Here is a 16,166-nt window from a genome sequence, read left to right as displayed (position 1 = left end):
CGGTCGGCGTTGGCGCGGTCGAGGTTAGGCTGATCAGACATGGCGGCGCTTATAGGCTCGGGAACGGCCCGGGGGTAGGGGGTGCGATCAGGCCGGATGTCGGGGCAGGTCAATCCGCACGCACAGGCCCCCGAGGCCGGAGGGCGTGAATTCCAGCCTGCCGCCATGGCTCGCTGCAATGGCCCTGCAGACGGCCAGGCCAAGGCCGCTGCCGCCCTTGCTTTTTTCCCGGGCCTCATCGGTCCTGAACAGAGGCTCGCCGAGGTGACCGAGGTGTTCAATCGCGACCCCGGGGGCCGTGTCGTCCAGCTGGATCACGATCCGGTCGGGGCCGACTTCACTCCGCAGACTCGCCCGGCCGGGTGCGCGGGTATGGCGCCTGCTGTTTTCCAGCAGGTTGAGCATGAGCTGTTCGATCCTCTGGGGATCCCAACTGGCCTCGACCGGGGTGTCTGGCCTGCGCCAATCCAGGGTGATCTCTGCGCCTGCCAGGCGGGGCCTGTGCCGTTCGACGATCTGCCCCAGCAGCTCGACAACATCCAGGTCCTCAAAGGTGCAGCTCAGGGCGTTTAGGTCTGACATGGACAGGACATGGAGGTCTTCGACCAGTCCGTTCAGGCGGGCAAGCTCCTCCTGAAAGGACTCCAGCGCCTGCCTGGAAACCGGCCTGACGCCATCAATCAGGGCGTCCAGTTCGCCGGTCAGAATGGTGAGTGGCGTTCGAAGTTCATGGGCGATCTCGGCCAGCCAGCGGCGCCGGCCTGATTGCTGGCGTTCCAGCTCCAGGGCCATCTGGTTGATGTCACCGATCATCTCCACCAGTTCCTGGGCGCCGGAGGGGGCGATCCGTGTTGCGAAGTCGCCCCGCGAAATCCGGTTTGTGGCCTGCCGCACGGCCAGCAGGGGTTTCGCCAGAGCTCTGGCGGCGAATACCGAAACCCCGATGGCCAGGATGATCAGGACGGCGCCCATCAGGGCGATTCGGCCATATTGCTGTCGCAGGAACTCGGCGTCCACCGGCGCCTCGCCGCCCGGCGGCTGCAGGAGTTCAACCTTTGCAATCGTCTGTCCGTTCACGACCACCGGGGCAATCAATCCCTGATCCCCTGGCTGGGGGCGATGACCGGCGACCCACACACCCTGGGGGGTCAGGAGGGCAAGACGTCTTTCGAAGCCGTCGGCCCTGGGCGGAGGTGGGCCAAAGGGTGGCGGCCCGAACGGGGGCCCTTCCGGGCCCGGTCGTCCGGGCGGGCTGAAGGGCCTGTTCTGATCGTCCATCATCTTGCGGAAAAGCCCGGGTCGCTCAACCATGGCCTCCAGCCCCCCGATCTGCGGAAGGGCGATGGCGGTGTAGGCGGCAAACTGCTCGAGTCTCGCGGCGTCCCGGGCGGCGACATAGGCGCCGAACCCGGTCTTCAGGCTGCCCATCATCAGGGCGCCCATACCCACGACCGTCGCCACCGCGAAAGACGCCAGGACAAGGACAATGGTGTGGAACAGACGAACGCGCACCTGCAAACCAATCCCTTCCGCCCTGAGCCGCCCAGCTTTCGCCGCTTTTGCACGACGAATGTGGAGACATGATGGGCAAGTCCATTAGCGCCGACCATGCCGGGAACGCCAGAGATGGCGCGGGTCGACAGGTCATGGTGGTGGAGGACGACCCCAAGATCGCATGCCTCCTGGCGGACTATCTGGAAGACGCAGGCTTTACCCCCAAGCTCATTGCGGATGGCCGACTGGTGGCGCCTGCCGTCAGGCAGGCCGAGCCTGCGGCGATCCTGCTTGACCTGATGTTGCCGGGCCTGGGCGGCCAGGACGTCTGCAGGGAGGTAAGGCGGTTCTCATCGGCGCCGATCCTGATGCTGACCGCCCGGGTTGCTGAAGCCGACCAACTCGCGGGACTGGATGGCGGTGCTGATGACTATATCTGCAAGCCCTTTCGACCAAAGGAGGTGATCGCCAGGGTGCGCGCCGCCATTCGCCGTGCTGAAGGCCGCCTGGTGGTCGAAGCCCGCCCCTACCTGATCGACGATGAGGGGATGCGCATACTCTGCCGGGGCGTCTGTCTGGGACTGACGCCTCATGAGTTCCGCCTGCTGAAACCCATGATGTCCAGGCCTGGCAGGGTCTTCACCAGGGCCGACCTGCTTGATCTGATGTCTGCAGATTTTCGGGACGTCACCGACCGCGCCATCGACAGTCACATTAAGAATATCCGTCGAAAAATGTCCGCATTCGCCCCGGAAATCGGGCCGATTGTCTCGGTCTATGGCGTCGGATACCGCTTCGATCCGGTAACCTGAATTCCCAGTTAGCCGCCTTCATCCATATTGCGTCCACAAACCGCCCCTAGGCGTGCCTTCGATCCGGTCACCAGCGTGGCGACCAAATTGGAGGCGACAATGAACCCAGGCGAGCACTTCACCTTCAACGATGAGTTCTTCCCCGACCAGATTGGCGCCAACAGCCTCAGGCCTGGCCCGATTTCGGCGACGACGAGCGGTCTGACGGCCGAAGCTTCGATCTCTGTTGAAGGTGCGCCCAGGCCAGCACCGCCACCGCCCCAGCCCGCGCCCGGTCCTTCGCCGTCGCCCTCGCCATCGCCATCGCTTGGCGGCGGCGCCGGCGGCGGGCAGGGCGGCCCTCGGGTGCAGGAGCCCATCTTCCGGACCGTAGACGGGTCAGGAAACAATCTGACCCACACCAACATGAATGCGGTCGGCGCTGACTTTGTCAGGATCGGACCGGCGAACTTCGCTGACGGCGTGGGCAGCATGTTCACCGACCTGCCCAATGCCCGGGATATCTCGAACATCGTGGTCGCCGGCCACGGCGATGAGGTCAACGCCGAGGGCCTGTCGGGCATGATGTATGCCTGGGGTCAGTTCCTGGACCATGACCTCGACCTCGCCAGGACAGATGGCAAGACCCACATCGACATCACCATTCCGACAGGAGATCCAGATCTCTCGGCCACCAAGATTTCCATGACCCGCACGGTCATTGACCCGGCCACCGGCGTCGATGGAAAGCCCGCGGCAGCCGTAAACTCGGTGACCGGCTGGCTGGACGGATCACAGGTCTATGGTTCGGACGCTGCGACGGCCGCCAGCCTGCGCACCGCCGATGGCCACATGCTGACCTCTGCAGGAAACAACCTGCCGATCGTCAATGGCGGCTTCGCAGCCGGCGATATCCGGGTCCAGGAGAATCCCGACCTGACGGCGCTCCAGACCCTGTTTGTCCGCGAACACAACTACCAGGTCGACCATCTGAAGGCCCTGCACCCGGACTGGACCGGCGATCACCTCTACCAGCAGGCCAAGGCCATCGTGACGGCGGAAATCGCGCATATTACCTATTCAGAGTTCCTGCCCCACCTGCTCGGACCCACCGCCATCAGCGCCTACAAGGGTTATGACGCGTCGGTGAACGCCACCATCAGCGAGGAATTCGCCGGTGCGGCTTTCCGGTTCGGGCATTCCATAGTTTCGGCCAATCTCCAGAAGGTGGGTGAGCAGGGCCAGGATGTCGGGCCGGCTGTGACCCTGAAGGACGCCTTCTTCCAGTCCACCAGCGACTTTGTCGCCGATGGCGGCGCGGACGGCCTGCTGCGACACCTCTCCGGCGATCTCTCCAACGCCATGGATGTCCACATCGTCGATGACCTGCGGAACTTCCTGGACGTCCCGCCTGTGGCCATGGATCTGGCCGCGATCAACATCCAGAGAGGCCGTGACCTGGGTCTGGGCACCTTGAACGAGACCCGGATCGCCCTGCATCTCAAGCCCTATGCTGACTTCAGTGAGCTGACGTCAGATCCCACCACGGCCGCCGCGCTCAAGAACGCCTATGGCAGCATAGACAAGGTCGACCTCTGGGTCGGCGGTCTGGCTGAGGATCACCTGCCTGGCGCCATGATGGGCCAGACCTTCCAGATCATCATCGGCGACCAGTTCGAAGCCCTGCGGGACGGCGACCGCTTCTGGTACCAGAACCAGGGCTTCGATGGTCAGACCCTCTCGCAGATCCAGCACACAAGTCTGTCCGACATCATTCTGCGCAATACCGACACCCAGCACATCCAGGCTGACGCCTTCGTGTACTATGACCGACACGGCGGATTGGCGTCCGGCGGTGAAGCCGAGCACCCGGAGGCGCGCCAGTTGATCATCGGGTCAGATGGCGCAGACACCCTTGTCGGCGGGGTAAACAATGACATCCTGGTCGCAGGGCGGGGCGTCCAGCTTCTTACCGGCGGCGCCGGCAAGGATGACTTCCAGTTTGCCGGTTCCGATGTCTCGGCCAGGATCACCGACTTTCAGGTCGGTCAGGATCATCTGACCTTCGACCATTCCGCCCAGGGATTGAGGATCCGCCAGGTGGGCGCAAACACCGTGATAGATCTCGGCACGGATCACATCACCCTGGTGGGTGTGAACCCCCATCAGTTGTCGATGACGGACTTCGTCTTCCGGGGTTAGGCTGCCGGGTTGTCGAGCGCCGCCGCCGCTGCGCCGATGACCCCGGTCAGTCGGCCAGGCGCCCTGGCCAGGCGCTCGTCCTGGGGCTGGTAATAGCCGATCAGGGCGAAGAGCTTCAGTCCGCCGGCCTCCGCCAGGAGGTCGGCGGCGACCCCGTCACGGCTGAGTGCGTCCTCGATGGCCGACGCGGCCAGGGGGGAATCGGTCACCCAATAGGTCAGATCGTCCCCTGTGGGTTCGACTTCGATCTCTGCGGCCGCCAGGGCGGTCAGGGGGCCCCAGCCATTGAGGCAGGGCAGGGCGGCGAAGACCTTCATCTTCGGCTCGGCCAGCAGGCGACCCCACCAGGGCGTTTCGCTGGAGAGCGCCAGGACAGCGACCCCGCCAGGAGTCCGGGCGGCGGCGATGGCGTCCTCCGGCCTGGCGACCGAGACCATGCCTGGCGCTGCGCCAAAGCGGGCCCGGGCGAACTCGACAGACCGTGCCGGGGTCCTGCCGCCATAGACCGCCACGTGGAATGGCCCCTGGCGCGAAAGACTGTCACCTATGATTTCCCGCCAGACCCTGGTGATCAGGCTCGGCGTTGCAGCGTTCCTGGGTTTGGCCAGCAGGCTCCGCAGCAATTGCGCTTCCCGGCCCGGCCGCAGCCCGAACTTGCCGCCATCCCCCGCCGCAGCCTTGGCTGCCGCGACCTGCCTCGCCAGACCCGCCCGCTCATCGATCAAGGCGAACATCTGGCCATCCAGCACGTCGAGCCGCGCGCGGATGTCGTCCAGTGATGGCGCGTCTGTGTCCGGCTTCGCCATATTCTTCCCCGAAAACTGAGGGTTGGCGGATATGTCATTGCGGCGCGAGGCGCAATAGCCGCGGTTGCGGGAATAAAGTTGCGTCGGAAACCAGTTGGCCCTGTCGGACTGTCAGAAAAGTCTCGGCGCGGGACCGATGGGGATCTGACCCAGAAAGGTCGCCCCGTCCTTGAAGGTGAGGGTCGCCTGGGCCGCGGGATCAGATCCTGGGGGCAGGCCTGCAGACGCGCTTCCAGGGATGACGCCCTGGCTTGTCAGGTCGCTCAGGGCCTCCGGGGCCTTGCGAAGGGTGACATTGATCTGCCCTGCCAGTCGCCCGTCCTGTGACAGCGATAGCTCTCCAGGCTTGGCCTCAATCATGGCGGAGCCAGCCGACGCCCTTGCCGATCTCAGATTCGCCCGGCCCCCTGCTGCGGCCCACGCCCTGACAGCCCGCGACCAACCCGGGCCCTTCAGGGCGTCTGCCCTGGACAGTATGGCCTCCAGCTCAAGATTCACCGGCTGGTTCCCGGCAATCCTGCCCAACAGGCCGGGGGGATTTGCCCGTCCATTGGTCAGCCGGAACAGTATCGCGCCCTGTCGATCGGGTCCCGGACGCAGATGCAGCTCGAATTTGTCGGCGCCGGAAAGGACAAAGGGCTTTTCCCGGCCCGTAAAGCGGAGGTCCAGCCCTTCCAGGGAGAAGCTGGGCGGCCGCACGGCAAGTCCATGCAAGCTGGCGTGGATTGGTGTTCCTGTGATGTCCACCGGTCCGCCGGCTGGACGGAGAAGGGTCAGCCCCTCAGGGGCCGCGAGCACCCAGTGGCCCGGCGCATGCATGAAGGCTTCGGCCTCCAGCCGCCTGGATTCGACCCCCCAGCCGCCAGGAGCCTGGCCTTTGAAATCAGTCACGACGACGCTCAGCCGGAACGGATAGCCGCCGACTGTTCTTTGGGACCATTGCAGGTGATGGCCGCTGGCTTCGAAGCTGGCTACCAGACTGTCCATGCGGCGAATGACCTCGGACCGCGCCGTCAGCCAGGCGCCTGACCAAAGGGCGACGGCGATAGCCAAGGCGATATAGGGACCGTAGAGTCCCCAACGCCGGGGCCTGGGCGCAGTCTCTCCCGAAGGCGGTGGCGTAGCGTCAGGAGCAGAACGGCGGAACATGGCGTCTGAGCATTGGGTCTTTGGCTATGGGTCGCTGATGTGGCGCCCCGGCTTTGCGTTCGAAGAGAGATGTCCCGCCACCTTATACGGTCGGAGACGCGCCTTCTGCATCTATTCCGTCCACCACCGGGGCACTTACGAACGGCCGGGCCTGGTGCTGGGCCTGGCGCCCGGGGGGTCCGTTCGCGGGGCGGCCTTCCGCATAGCCCGGAAGGACTGGGACGAAACCTATGCCTATCTGCGGGACCGGGAGCAGCCGACCGAAACCTATGTCGAGGCCCGGGTTCAGGTGCATCTGCCCGGCGAACGCAGGATCAACGCCCTGACCTTCCTGTCTGACGTCGCCCACCCGCAGTGGGCAGGTGCGCTGACCCTGGAGCGTCAGGCCGAGCTGATATCCGGCGCAGTAGGATTGTCCGGGCGCAATGAGGACTATCTCAGCGATCTGGTGGATCATCTGGCGGCGGAGGGCATCCGCGATCCTGCCATGATCCGTCTCAAGGCCCTGGTGGAAGGTTCGACCTAAAGGCCCATCAGCTTTTCAGACGCCGTGTCGATCCGCTCCTGCAGGATGCGCATGAACTCGCCGCGCTTCAGGCCCGGCGGGATCGGTTCCAGGTATTCAAAGACGATGGTTCCGGGATGGCGCATCAGGCCATGAGCCGGCCAATGTGTTCCCGAATTGGTCGCCACCGGGTGAACCGGCAGGTTCAATTCGCGATAGAGGGCGGCGATGCCGGGCTTGTAGGTCGTCTCTGCTCCCGGTTCGCCGCGGGTGCCTTCCGGGAATATCAGAAGCTGGCGGGGGGAGCGTCCGAACTGGACCAGGGCGTCCTTGACCATCTTCTTGAGGGCTGCGGAATGCCCGTCCCGGTCAACGACAATGCTGCCCATCTTCAGGGCAATCCAGCCGAACAGCGGAATATAGGTCAGCTCCTTCTTCATCACGAAGAGGACCGAAGGAAGGGCGCCGAACTGGGCGAAGACGTCCAGCATGCACTGATGCTTTGGCGCGACAATAGCCGGGCCTGTGGGCATGTGTTCCCGACCGCGGATCTCGACCTTCACGCCGCATATGATCCGGACAAGGAAGTTGATGCCGGCGCTCCAGAACCGCAGGGCCCGCACCGTCCACAGGGGAGGCAGCAGCAGGAAGGGCATCATGGAGAGCGAGAAGATCAGCGACCAGAGATAGAACAGGACCGCAAAGATCAGGGATCGGACAAGGGTCAAGGATCAGCCTTTCGCCGGTGGGCCGAGGGCGCGGATGGTTTCGCGACCCAGAATGGCCAGATACTTCGAATACTCGACGATCATCAAGCGGGCGGACTTCGAACTCCGCCACCAGCGGTGGGCGTTGAAGACGGAAGTGGCCACAGGATAGGCCTGCAACTTCGCTTCAGGCATGGCCGAACGCAGTTCAAGCATGGCGCGGGGCATGTGATAGTCAGCGGTGACGACGATCAGGCTGTCATAGCGCATGGCCCGGGCCCACTCGGCGGTCTCCCGCGCATTGCCCACCGTGTCTGCAGCCGTAAAGCCCAGATCCACGCAGCAGTCATAGATCCGGCGGGCGGCCTTGCTGACAGCGCGTATGTCCTCGCGACTGGCCTCCCGGTTGACCCCTGAGACCAGCATGCGTCGGGCCCGGCCGGCCTCGAGCAGGTTCACCCCGGCGCCGATCCGCGCGTTCGAGCCTATGCCGGTTAGCGCCACCACGCCTTGCGCCGGGACGGGCAGGGGGGCAGGCGTGGACCTTTCCACCCGGTCGGCGAAGGTGACCAGACCCACCGCCCAGATGGCGGCCATCAGCAGGAGGGCGGCCAGGGTCTTCATGTGATTTCCAGGATCATGCGCTCCGCCGTCAGGCGGGCGGCGATGGCGGCGACAAGAGCGGCGACAAGGGGACAGGGCGCCACGGCCAGCAGGTCGGACCAGATGATCGGGATGGCCGGCGTCAGACCGCCGCCGCCTCCGGCAAGGCGCAGGATCGCCCCGACCCCTGCCGCGCCAATGGCCCCCAGAGCGCCTGCCCAGGCGGCCAGCTGTGCAAACCGGGCCTGAAACAGCCGGGCGATATAGAGATTTTCCGCGCCGGTCAGGTGCAGCACTTCCACGACCTCGCGCCTGGCCAGCAGACCCGCCCGGGTGGCGAAGGCGACAATGGCGCCTGCGGACGCCGTAATCAGGATGAAGACCCCGCCGCACACCCAGCGCAGCACCCCCGCGGAACGGGCTATGTCCCGGGTCCAGATGGAGTGGTCGTCGATGATGCCGTCTATCCCGCGCGCCTTGAGGGCTGCAGCCAGGGTGGCTGAAGAGGCCGGCCGGGCATTGTCGAGATCGACAGCTACCAGACGCGGGATCGGCAGATCCTCAAGGTCGGTAATGTCCCCCAGCCAGGGTTCGACCAGGGCCTCTGCCTTTTCCCGCTCCAGGGCGCGGGCTTCGGTGACGCCGGGCACGCCGGCCAGGGCTTCCGCCGCCCGGGCTGCAGCAAGGTCCGGGGTTTCATTTGCCCGGGGCCTGACAATGATGGTCGCCTGGCTGTTGAGTTGGTCGGACCAGCCCTTGACCGCCCGATTGGTCGCCAGGACTGTGAGGGCCATAAGGCAGGCCAGGAAGCACAGGGTCGCCACAACGAAGATCAGGCTTCCGTCCCGGTTATCGGATTCCGGAAGGAAGGGCGCGGGCCGCCAACGTCGGGCAAAAGCGTCGCTCATCGGCCTGATCCCGACGCGAGCCGTGTCAGACGTCCGTCTTGCAGATGAAGCACCGGCATGCCTGAGCGCTCCACCATGGCCTGGTCGTGAGTGGCGATCAGCACGGTGGTCCCCAGCCGGTTCAGTTCCGAGAACAGTTTCAGGATTCGCTGGCTCATCTCGGTGTCGAGATTGCCCGTCGGCTCGTCGGCAAGCAGGATTTCCGGCCGGGCGACCACAGCGCGGGCGATGGCGAGCCTCTGCTTTTCGCCTCCGGCCAGGGTGGGCGGCATGACATTCATGCGGTCACTCAGGCCTACCCAGGTCAGCAGTTCGGCCACGTCATTGCGGTAGGACTCCGGCTTTCTGCCGGTGATACGCAGGGGCAGGGCTGCATTGTCAAAAGCTGAGAGATGGTCCAGCAGCCGGAAATCCTGAAAGACAACGCCAACCCGCCGCCGCAACAGGGGAAGGTCCCGGGCCGAAACCCTGGAAATCTCATGCCCGAAGAGCTCGATCCGGCCTGAAGTCGGCTGGGCGGCCATGTAGATGAGCTTCATGAGCGAGCTCTTGCCCGCTCCGGACGCCCCGGTGATGAAGTGAAAGGACCCCGGCTTCAGCGCGAAGCTGATGTCGCTCAAGGTCTCGTCATTCCGACCATAGGCCAGCGAGACATTGTCGAACCGCAGGACCTCTTCCGCGGCGAACAAGTTGTCGATCACCCTGGCCAATTGTAACGGTCCTGCTCCTCAGACACGGGAAGATTGCGTCCATAGCACAAATGCAGAGCGGGCTTGCGATTCTCTCGCAGGCCTCCGCCCCCGGAGTCCGGGGAGCCTGTTGCGCGCACCTGAACACGGATTGCCGACACAGCCCGGGAATTTCCTGCGCAACCTAGGCAAATCTATGGGAAATCTGCGAATCTGGGGTCGCATCTTTTTTGCGAACACCCCTACACTGGTCACTCCATGATCCTGACCTGTCCCAAATGCGCCACCAGTTACACGGTCGACGCGTCGAAGATTCCGCCAGAGGGGCGCACGGTGAAGTGCGCCAGCTGTGGGCATCGCTGGTCAGCCCAGGCTGTGTCCCTTGCGGTGGATGGTGACGACGTCTTTGCGGCGTCGGTGGCGACTCCGGCGCCGCCGGTTGACGATATCATCGCGGTCGAGCCGCCAGCCCCGGAAACCACGGACCTTTCAGAAGCCGAAGGTCCCGAGATTCCAAAGGTCTATCGGGCTAAGAAGGCTGATGAGCGCAAGGTCCGTCAGGCGGCGGCCACCGGAATAATCTGGGCCGGCATGGCGGCGGCGCTTGTCGTCATCCTGGCCATGGCCGCCGTGTTCCGGATCAATGTGGTCAATCTCTGGCCAAAGAGCGCAGCGGCCTATGCGTGGGTTGGCCTGCCGGTCAACAGTCTGGGCCTGACCATCGAGGGCGTTCAGGCCAAGCCGTCGCTCCAGGACGGACACGCCGCCCTTTCCGTTTCCGGTGTGCTGCGCAACGTCAAGGACAAGGCGATCGAGGCGCCGCCACTGCGGGTCAGCCTGCTCAACAAAGCCGGCAAGTCGGTCGCCACCAAGATCGCCCAGCCCGGCGACGCCATTGTTCCTGCGGGCGAGACCCGGCATTTCACCATCGCCATTCTGGATCCTCCCCTGACAGCCAGTCAGCTGGAGGTCGCCTTCGCGCCTGAGGCGGCGCACAAACCCGCCCATCGGACCGCCAGGGAAAAGGCCGCAGCAGCGCCTGCCTTGCGTAGCCACGCCGAAGCCCCAGCGCATGGCGCCGAGGCGCACGGTTCTGAGGCTCATGCCCCGGAAGCTCATGGTGCGGAAGTTCACGCCCCCGCTGGTCATGCACCGGCCGGCCAGTCCGGCCCTGCGCCGGTCGAGGTAAAGCCCCTTCCCGAATCCTCACCTTACGCCCTGAACCCCCATGGCTGACGCCCGTACGCCGACGGTCCTGCTGACCGAGCAGGAGGTGGCTGAGAAGGTCGCCGAGCTCGCCGCCCGGATCGCACCCCGGATTGACGATGAGACCGTCGCCGTCTGCCTGCTGACCGGCGGCATCTGGTTTGCGGCGGACCTGACCCGCGCCCTGGCGCGGATTGGCCGCAATGTGCGCTTCGACGCCCTCTGGCTCGCCTCCTATGGCGACGAGCGGGCGAGCCTTGGCCGGTGTGAAGTCCGGGCTGACCTTCAACGACCGCTTTCGGGCCGGCGCGCCCTTATCATTGACGATGTGGTTGATACGGGCCTGTCCCTGTCAGAGGCTCATCGTCTGGTCCGCGACGCGGGCGCCAGCGAGGTGCTGACCGCCGTCTTCGCATCCAAGCCCTGGCCGACGAAGAGGGCCATCGAACCCGATTTCAGCGCCTGGGCTGCGCCCGCGCGTTTTCTGGTGGGCTACGGGATGGACGCCGCCGGCGCCCAGCGCGGCCTGCCCTATGTGGGCGCCCTGGACTAGGTCTTCAGAGCCAGTCCGGCACAGCATCCTTGCCGAGCATGTCCTCATAGGTCGGCCGGGGCCGCACGACGGCGTACCGGTCCCCCTGGACCAGGACTTCGGGAACCAGCAGGCGGCTGTTGTACTCACTGGACATGACCGCGCCATAGGCGCCGGCGCTCATGAAGGCGATCAGATCCCCTGCCATAAGGGGTGGGAGGGCCCGCTCCCGGGTGAAGGTGTCCCCGGTCTCGCAGATCGGCCCTACAACGTCATAGACTTCGGCCGGGCCGGGGCGGACGGCCAGTGGCTTGATGTCGTGATAGGCGTCGTACATGGCCGGACGGATCAGATCGTTCATGGCGGCGTCCAGCACAGCGAACTTCCGGCCTTCGGGGCGCTCATGAACATGCAGCACCTGGGCCACCAGGACACCGGCGTTGGCCGCGATCATCCGGCCCGGTTCAAAGGAATAGGCGACATCCAGTCCGCCCATGGTCTGGGCGATCATCCTGGCATAGTCAGCAGGGGAAGGCGGGGTCGGCTGATGGAAGTATGGCACGCCCAGTCCCCCGCCGAGATCCAGCCGTTCGACGTTAAGTCCCTCGCCGCGCAGGCGCTGGACAAGGCCCTTCATCTTTGAAAACGCTGCTGACATGGGAGCCAGGTCGGTAATCTGGCTGCCGATGTGACAGGTCACGCCCACGGGCTTCAGACCGGCATTGTTGGAGGCCTGGGCATAGAGGCGTTCGGCCTCCGAAAACGAAACCCCGAACTTGTTGTCCGCCTTGCCCGTAGCGATCTTGGCGTGGCCGCCCGCCGAGACGTCAGGATTGACGCGGATGGCGATGACCGCCCGGGTTCCCAGGCTCTGGGCGACCTGAGAGGCCAGGTGCATTTCCGGCTCGGACTCGACATTGATCTCCGAGACTCCGGCCTTGAGGGCGAAGGCCAGCTCCCCGGCTGTCTTGCCTACGCCGGAAAAGACTATCCGGTGGGCTGGAATTCCGGCGGCCAGGGCCCGGCGGATCTCGCCTTCGGAAACCGTATCGGCGCCGGCGCCCTGGCGGGCCAGGGTCTTGAGTACGGCCAGGTTTGAATTGGCCTTCACGGCAAAGGCGATCAGCGCCTCGCCGCCATTCTCCCCCTTCAGACCTTCGGCGGCCAGGGCGTCGCGCAGGACCCCATAGTGCCGCTCGAGGGTGGCGCTGGAATAGACATAGACCGGAGTACCCACGGATTGGGCAATCTCGCGCAGGGGCACGCCTTCACAGGCAAGCTCGCCGTCGATCGGCTCGAAGTGGTTCATTGCGGACCGGGCGTCGCGGGACCAGGTTCGGCTGCAGAGACCGATGGCGAGGGGTCGGCATTGCGGTTGCGCGGATCAATCGTGCGCGAGGCCTTCATGGGATCGGCTCCGACATCGACGCCTGTAGCCGGGCCGGGCCGCTCCAGGGCGCCCAGCTTGCCGCATCCGGCTACGCAGAGAGCTGCCCCCATGCAGATAAGGGTAATGACCTGACGCATCATTTCAGTTTGTCCTTCCAACGCGCAGCCTGGGCGCGGACCTGATCCGGGGATGTGCCACCATAGGACCTGCGGCTGGCGGCCGAGGCGCGGGGGGTCAGCACCTCATAGACATCGGCGGTAATGCCCTGCGACAGGGCCTGGAGGTCCGCCAGCGGCAGTTCCGACAGGTCGCACCCAAGGGCTTCAGCCCGCTTCACGGCCTGACCCGTGACGTGGTGCGCGTCGCGGAAGGGCATGTCGAGGGTGCGGACCAGCCAGTCAGCCAGATCCGTCGCCGTCGAGAACCCGGCGCCAGCCGCATGGGCCATCCGCGAAGGAACCGGTTCCAGATCATCAATCATGCCCGCCATGGCCAGGAGGGACAACTCCAGGGCGTCAAAGGCCTCGAAGGTCGGGACCTTGTCCTCCTGCATGTCCTTGGAATAGGCCAGGGGCAGGCCCTTCATCACAACGGTCAGCTGGGTGAAGGACCCGAGCAGCCGGCCAACCTTGGCCCGGATCAGCTCGGCCGCGTCCGGGTTCTTCTTCTGCGGCATGATCGAAGAGCCGGTGGTGAAGGCGTCGGATAGGCGGATGAAGCCGAATTGCGGGGTGGTCCAGATGACAATTTCTTCGGCCAGACGCGACAGGTGAACACCGCACAGGGTAGCGGCGCCGAGGGCTTCGAGCGCAAAGTCGCGGTCTGAAACGCTGTCGAGGGAATTGGCGGTCGGACGGTCAAAGCCCAGGGCCTGGGCGGTCTGGTCCCGGTCGATCGGGAAGGGCGATCCCGCCAGGGCGGCGGCGCCCAGGGGGCTCTCGTTCATCCGGCGGCGGGCGTCCGAGAACCGTCCGGCGTCCCGACCGAACATTTCCACATAGGCCAGCAGGTGATGGCCGAAGGTCACCGGCTGGGCCGGTTGCAGGTGGGTGAACCCCGGCATCAGGGTATCAGCGTGGGCCTCGGCCTTGCGGATCAGGGCTGACTGCAGGGCCTTGAGCTGGCTGATGGTGCGGTCACAGGCCTCGCGCACCCAGAGGCGGAAATCCAGGGCGACCTGATCATTGCGGCTCCGCGCCGTGTGCAGACGTCCGGCCGTCGGCCCGATCAGCTCGCGCAGGCGCGCCTCGACATTCATGTGAATGTCTTCGAATTCCTCGCGGAATGGAAAGGTCCCGGCGGCCATTTCGGCCTCGATGGCGGTCAGGCCCCGCTGGATTTCAGCTTCATCTGCCTTGGAGATCACGCCCTGCTGGCGCAACATGGCCGCGTGGGCGCGCGACCCTGCCAGATCCTGGCTTGCCAGCCGCCGGTCAAATCCGATGGAGACGTTGATCGCCTGCATCAATTCAGCGGGTTTTGCGCTAAAGCGTCCACCCCACATGGCCTGCCCGTCAGGTTGGCCGTTCGAGTCATGCGAGGAGTCGTTCGTCATATGAGCCAGGATCACGAGGCGGAAAAACCCAAGGCCAGCCCTTTGAAGTGGGCCCTCCGGGGCGTCGCCGGGATCGGCGTCGCGGCCATTCTCTACATCATAGGGCAGGCCGTCATAAACCCCCGACAGGAAATGGGGATCAAGAGCCTCGCCAAGGGCGAGATGTCCAAGCTGGTCCTGCCCGTTTCAGCCGGGGCGCCGCCCGCCACGAGCTTCCTGGACAAGGACGGCAAGCCCACCCGGATCGCGGACTTCCAGGGCAAGGTTACGGTCGTGAATATCTGGGCCACTTGGTGCGCGCCCTGCGTTCTTGAGATGCCGACCCTCGACGAGCTTGCCGGCGCCTACAAGGACAAGCCTGTCGCTGTGGTGGCGGTGTCACTGGACGGGGACCGGCAGAAGGACAAGGCGGAGGCCTTTATCGGCAGGTTCGCGAACCTTGCCTTCTATCATGACCCGAAAATGAAGCTTCCCTACGCCCTGATTCCGCCGAGTTCGGCCATGCCGACGACAGTCATCTACGGCAAGGATGGCGTTGAGAGGGGCAGGATCATGGGGCCGGCCGAATGGTCCAGCCCGGACGCCAGGGCTGTCATCGACAAGCTCCTGGCCGAATAGTCGAGGAGCCGTTCAGGGCTCGGGGTTGTGGTCCATGGGCGTCAGGCTGCGCATGAACCCGATCAGGGACGAGCGCGAGTCCTGCGGCAGTTGTTCAAAGGCCGCGAGCAGTTCCAGGGCGCCAGGGGTGCGCATGCGGCTCAGAACATCGACCTCGCCCTGGGCTTCGGCCCCGGGCGCATCAAGGACGTCCATAAGGTCCACCACGCGACAGCGCAGCGCCTTGGCGATCTGTACAAGGCGTGAGAACGAGATGCGGTTGGCGCCGTTTTCGTATTTCTGGATCTGCTGAAAACTGACCCCGCACTGATTGGCGAGAGCTTCCTGAGATAGTCCGATGGTTCGGCGACGAATGCGTACGGCTGCGCCGAGCGCAACGTCCATCGGGTCCGGCGTCTTGTTCGAGGGCGACGTCACCTGGGGGTTTCTCCTTCTGCGGTACCCACGCAAGTCCGGCGCGGCCGCCGAAACTCTCCAATGATGTGCACTTAAGTCGAAACGCCCAGACTTGAAAAGAGTTTCAAAAGAACAGGTCATTTGTGATTTCGGGCTGTGAAAGGACACTCTAGCTACAGTGCACTCAATATGAGTACACAGGAACTGGAAGAAGTCTGCGGCTCACAGGGCAAAATCCGGCACTGCTCTATTCCACGATGTCTCAAAGCTGGGTGTGCGAAATGTCACTCCAGTTGAATCTGAACGGGCGATGAATGGTCTCGATGGAAAGATCGCAACAGAAGTTTGTTCAGGACAAAAACACACCCTCATTAGGTGTATTGTCATGACGAGGGAGGCAGAGGTGTATTCTCCGTCAGTTTTGGCCGAATTAGCCCGTTAGTTTGCTGCCGTGGCGACCTCACGCGCCACTTGGTGGAACTTCAAAATGCACCCCTACAAATCAGATTCAGTGCGGCATGCAATGCGCGCTTCGCCGCTGGATTGAGTGGTCGGACCCAAACGCAGGACAGGCTTGTGGTCGAATCATGTGGAGGCCCTCCGCCGGAAAGCGCT

At 64.6% G+C, this 16,166-nt stretch carries 17 protein-coding genes; 6 read left to right on the top strand and 11 right to left on the bottom strand.

All coding sequences use genetic code 11. The features are described from left to right. Positions 1-87: 87 nt before the first annotated feature. Positions 88-1,518, bottom strand: coding sequence for a hypothetical protein (locus tag CFE28_15470; protein OYU71263.1), 1,431 nt, complete (start codon positions 1,516-1,518; stop codon positions 88-90). Between the two features lie 65 nt (positions 1,519-1,583). Here CFE28_15470 and CFE28_15465 point away from each other — a divergent pair, with 65 nt between their 5' ends. Together CFE28_15465 and CFE28_15460 are read left to right on the top strand one after the other, a co-directional pair. Continuing rightward, on the top strand, positions 1,584-2,306 hold the full coding sequence (locus CFE28_15465) for a two-component system response regulator BaeR (protein OYU71754.1): 723 nt from the start codon (positions 1,584-1,586) through the stop codon (positions 2,304-2,306). Between the two features lie 99 nt (positions 2,307-2,405). Next, the gene (locus CFE28_15460; protein OYU71262.1) at positions 2,406-4,487 is read left to right on the top strand and encodes a peroxidase; all 2,082 of its coding nucleotides are present in this window, start codon (positions 2,406-2,408) and stop codon (positions 4,485-4,487) included. Here the strand turns inward: CFE28_15460 and CFE28_15455 are convergent. Further along, positions 4,484-5,293 (bottom strand): chorismate mutase, encoded by an 810-nt coding sequence (locus CFE28_15455; GenBank protein ID OYU71261.1) that lies wholly within the window; start codon positions 5,291-5,293, stop codon positions 4,484-4,486. The genes CFE28_15460 and CFE28_15455 overlap by 4 nt on opposite strands. Before the next feature lie 111 nt (positions 5,294-5,404). Continuing rightward, positions 5,405-6,442 (bottom strand): hypothetical protein, encoded by a 1,038-nt coding sequence (locus tag CFE28_15450; GenBank protein OYU71260.1) that lies wholly within the window; start codon positions 6,440-6,442, stop codon positions 5,405-5,407. Here CFE28_15450 and CFE28_15445 point away from each other — a divergent pair. Continuing rightward, positions 6,441-6,968, top strand: coding sequence for a gamma-glutamylcyclotransferase (locus CFE28_15445; GenBank protein OYU71259.1), 528 nt, complete (start codon positions 6,441-6,443; stop codon positions 6,966-6,968). The two genes, CFE28_15450 and CFE28_15445, sit on opposite strands and share 2 nt — an antisense overlap. Here CFE28_15445 and CFE28_15440 read toward each other — a convergent pair. Genes CFE28_15440 through ftsE form a run of 4 tightly spaced genes read right to left on the bottom strand, consistent with a single transcriptional unit; the run spans position 6,965 to position 9,854 of the window. Further along, positions 6,965-7,675 (bottom strand): 1-acyl-sn-glycerol-3-phosphate acyltransferase, encoded by a 711-nt coding sequence (locus tag CFE28_15440; protein ID OYU71258.1) that lies wholly within the window; start codon positions 7,673-7,675, stop codon positions 6,965-6,967. The genes CFE28_15445 and CFE28_15440 overlap by 4 nt on opposite strands. A gap of 3 nt (positions 7,676-7,678) precedes the next feature. After that, positions 7,679-8,278: a hypothetical protein gene (locus tag CFE28_15435; GenBank protein ID OYU71257.1), complete on the bottom strand. Its 600-nt coding sequence runs from the start codon at positions 8,276-8,278 to the stop codon at positions 7,679-7,681. Further along, positions 8,275-9,165, bottom strand: coding sequence for a cell division protein (locus CFE28_15430; protein OYU71256.1), 891 nt, complete (start codon positions 9,163-9,165; stop codon positions 8,275-8,277). The genes CFE28_15435 and CFE28_15430 overlap by 4 nt, the downstream gene beginning before the upstream one ends. Continuing rightward, positions 9,162-9,854: a cell division ATP-binding protein FtsE gene (ftsE, locus tag CFE28_15425; GenBank protein OYU71753.1), complete on the bottom strand. Its 693-nt coding sequence runs from the start codon at positions 9,852-9,854 to the stop codon at positions 9,162-9,164. The genes CFE28_15430 and ftsE overlap by 4 nt, the downstream gene beginning before the upstream one ends. Positions 9,855-10,112: 258 nt before the next feature. On the opposite strand from ftsE, the gene CFE28_15420 reads away from it, so the two are divergent. Both CFE28_15420 and CFE28_15415 read left to right on the top strand, forming a co-directional pair. Beyond that, a complete protein-coding gene (locus tag CFE28_15420; GenBank protein OYU71255.1) occupies positions 10,113-11,090 on the top strand; it encodes a hypothetical protein in 978 nt (325 codons plus the stop codon). Next, entirely contained in the window at positions 11,083-11,613 is a 531-nt protein-coding gene (locus CFE28_15415) for a hypoxanthine phosphoribosyltransferase (GenBank protein ID OYU71254.1), read from the top strand. Before CFE28_15420 ends, CFE28_15415 begins: the two co-directional genes overlap by 8 nt. A 4-nt stretch (positions 11,614-11,617) precedes the next feature. Here CFE28_15415 and lysA read toward each other — a convergent pair whose 3' ends face one another. From lysA to argH, 3 genes are read right to left on the bottom strand one after another with little or no spacing between them, the layout of a single operon-like run. Next, positions 11,618-12,901 carry a diaminopimelate decarboxylase gene (gene lysA, locus CFE28_15410; GenBank protein ID OYU71253.1) on the bottom strand — a complete coding sequence of 428 codons (1,284 nt, stop codon included), beginning with the start codon at positions 12,899-12,901 and terminating at the stop codon, positions 11,618-11,620. Beyond that, the gene (locus CFE28_15405; protein ID OYU71252.1) at positions 12,898-13,119 is read right to left on the bottom strand and encodes a hypothetical protein; all 222 of its coding nucleotides are present in this window, start codon (positions 13,117-13,119) and stop codon (positions 12,898-12,900) included. The genes lysA and CFE28_15405 overlap by 4 nt, the downstream gene beginning before the upstream one ends. Then, on the bottom strand, positions 13,119-14,537 hold the full coding sequence (gene argH / locus CFE28_15400; protein ID OYU71752.1) for an argininosuccinate lyase: 1,419 nt from the start codon (positions 14,535-14,537) through the stop codon (positions 13,119-13,121). Before argH ends, CFE28_15405 begins: the two co-directional genes overlap by 1 nt. Here argH and CFE28_15395 point away from each other — a divergent pair, their 5' ends adjacent. Next, positions 14,538-15,155: a thiol:disulfide interchange protein gene (locus tag CFE28_15395; protein OYU71251.1), complete on the top strand. Its 618-nt coding sequence runs from the start codon at positions 14,538-14,540 to the stop codon at positions 15,153-15,155. It begins immediately after the preceding gene. A gap of 12 nt (positions 15,156-15,167) precedes the next feature. Here CFE28_15395 and CFE28_15390 read toward each other — a convergent pair whose 3' ends face one another. Next, positions 15,168-15,539, bottom strand: coding sequence for a transcriptional regulator (locus CFE28_15390; protein OYU71250.1), 372 nt, complete (start codon positions 15,537-15,539; stop codon positions 15,168-15,170). Positions 15,540-16,166: the final 627 nt, after the last annotated feature.

The sequence above is a fragment of the Alphaproteobacteria bacterium PA2 genome, assembly GCA_002256425.1.
GTDB lineage: Bacteria > Pseudomonadota > Alphaproteobacteria > Caulobacterales > Caulobacteraceae > Phenylobacterium.
This window is presented reverse-complemented; position numbering and strand designations above follow the sequence as displayed.